Raw genomic sequence first — 2,632 nt, 5'->3', positions numbered from 1 at the left:
TCCAACCATCGCTCGCTTGACCAGCAACTCCTCAATGTCCTGGAGGAAGCCCGGCGGCTTGACACGTTCATCCCCTGGACGCAGGTCTTTGCGGACGCCGCCATCACCGGGACAATCGCCGCTCGGCGCGGCTACCAGATGGCCAAGACGGCGGTCGCCGGTCCCGGCGGGATCTCCCGGATTCTGTTCATTGACGAGATCGGCCGGGCCAGCCGGGACGTGATCGAGTCGCTGCACCTCGGACGGCAGATTGAACAGGCCGGCAACCGGATGATCGGGGCGTCGGACCGGTTCGACTCCAACGAGCCGGACGCCAAGTTGAAACTCTTCATCTACGCCTTCCTGCATGACATGTTCGTGGACCAGCTCCGGAAGAAAGTCAAACGCGGAATGCGCGACGCTTTTTCGCGGGGGAAGAACATCGGCAAGCCAGCCGTCGGCTACAAGCTGATCCCGGTGACGGACAACCACGGCCGGCCGATCCACGACTCCGAGGGCCGGATCGCGAGGGAGCGTGTGATCGACCAGGAGGCGGCCGGACACGTTCGGGAGGCCTGCGAGTCATATGCGGATGGCGGGAAAAGCCGCGGTCATATTGGAAGACTGTTTAATCGAAAGGAGGTTGGCGGCATCCGCACCTGGGACGCGGGCAGCATCAGGCAATTGCTAGAGAGGGCCACCTACCGGGGAGTGGAGTTCTACGAGATGACCCACCGGGTCACGGACCCGGTCACCGGCGGCGTGAAAATCAAGAAACGGCCCGAGTCGGAGTGGCTGCGGCGGGAGGTGCCCCACCTGCGGATCATCTCCGACGAACTGGGGGAACGTGTCGACGCCCGGCTGGCCAGGAGCCGGGCGGCCTATGCCAGGAACAAGGGAGCCGACCGGGCGAGCCGGACCGAATTGCATCACAAGACACTGGTTCGTCCGGTGTGCGGCGCGTGTCACAAACCAATGTGGCTTGGCCGGAGCGGCCGGTATGCGAGCTATGTCTGCCTGGACGGCCGTGACGGCAAAAACGGTTGCACGTCGGGGGGTTACAAGGCCGCCCGGATCATCGACGACGCCGTGCTGGACCATCTCCGTGATGTGGTGTTTTCGCAGGAGTTTGTCGCCGAGGTAACCGCCGGTGCCAACAGATTCCTGGCCGAACAGCCATCCGTGGTCGCGGCCGATCCCAAGCCGCTCGACGCCGCCATTCGCAAGAAGGAAGCGGCGATCAGGGTCATCACCACCAAACTCGACGAAGCCGACGGGTCGACCGATCTTGGCGCCATCTTCGAGAAGGTGTCCCAAATGGAGAACGAATTGAAGGAACTCAAAGCGCATCGTCTGGCCCTGGCGGACAAGGCGACGGCCGCCGTTCCTCCTCCGATGACCCTTGAGGAGGTGACGGCCTTGATGGGTGATTTGCGGGAACTACTCAACGACGATCCCCAGGCGGCGGCCCCTGTGCTGGCGAAGCTGACCGGCCCGGTGGTCGTCATCCAGGAACCGGTCGAGGGAAGTAAAAGACCGGTGTGGATGGCGAGGTTTACGCTCGACGCGGTTGCCGTGATGCTCGTGCTGGCGAAGAAAAGGCATTGTCCAACCACGGGTGCTTGGGAGTTCCTAAACACCCGTGGTTGGACAATGCCCAATCATCAGAAAGCGAGGCTATCCCCCGTACCCAAATATCAGCAAATCACGGGCGAGGCGGTCAAAATGCGGGACGCGGGCTCCGCTCTTCACACGATCGCCCGCGCCATCGACACGTCATGGTGGACGGTTCGGGACGCGCTGGCTTTTGCGGACACCGGCTCTCGGCCCAAAACCAAGCCACAAAAGAAACCGACCCGTCATCTCGGTCCGATCAAGTACAAGGTCATCGCCGCCGAGGTCGTCCGGTTGCGGGAGGAAGAGCAAATGTCGTTCGACCGCATCGCCGAGCGGCTGGGAGCGTCCCAAGGCACGGTGACGCGGGCCTACGATCACCTGCGGCCGGAGGCCGTGAGGACGGCGGCGGCGACGGGCGACATTCCGTCACGCGGAAAATACCGGCATTTGTCGCCGGGGCAACTGGCCGAAATCGAGCGGTTGCTCCGGGAGGGCCGGCCGGACTTCTCGGTGGCCGCGGCGGTCGGCTGCGGCAAAAGCAGCGTCCATCGCGAGCGGCAACGACTTGGACTCGTCAAGGCGCCAGGGCCGAAGAATATCTGAAGGACATCAACCCGGCGGGCTCGCCCGTTTTGAATCGTCCCCCGCAAGCGGGGCCTGTAATTTCTTTTGTGTCAGGGTTGTAGGGAACGGTAGTTGCAGTCACTGGCCGGTGGCCTTGGGCATCCGGCCTTCAAACATCACGGCGAAGTGGTTCAAGGCTGCCTTCCAGCCAACGATGGGCATCGTCCACTTCTTCGATGCCTCATGGATCGCCAGGTAAACCAGTTTCAGCGCCGACTCCGCGTTCGGGTACTGCTTCCGGTTCCGCGTGAACTTCCGGATCACGCTGTTCACCGACTCAATCGCATTCGTCGTGTAAATCGCCTTGCGGATCGCGGGAGGGAACTCGAACATGGCGATGATGTCGTTCCAGTGCAGCCGCCATTGCCTTCCGATGGTCGGATATTTGCCGCCCCACGTTTGCTCGAACTCA

General features: G+C 62.7%; 2 protein-coding genes. One reads left to right on the top strand and one right to left on the bottom strand.

The annotated features are described in order from the left end of the window. A partial coding sequence (locus tag BGIM_RS0101695) for a recombinase family protein (protein ID WP_029629649.1) occupies window positions 1-2,199 on the top strand: 2,199 nt, incomplete at its 5' end. Window positions 2,200-2,298: 99 nt separating this feature from the next. Here the strand turns inward: BGIM_RS0101695 and BGIM_RS48260 are convergent. Then, on the bottom strand, window positions 2,299-2,632 hold a 334-nt coding region (locus tag BGIM_RS48260), incomplete at its 5' end, for a transposase (RefSeq protein WP_020468068.1).

It is taken from the genome of Zavarzinella formosa DSM 19928, from assembly GCF_000255705.1.
GTDB lineage: Bacteria > Planctomycetota > Planctomycetia > Gemmatales > Gemmataceae > Zavarzinella > Zavarzinella formosa.
Note: the sequence above shows the minus strand (reverse complement) of the source record. Positions and strands in the feature narration are given on the sequence as shown.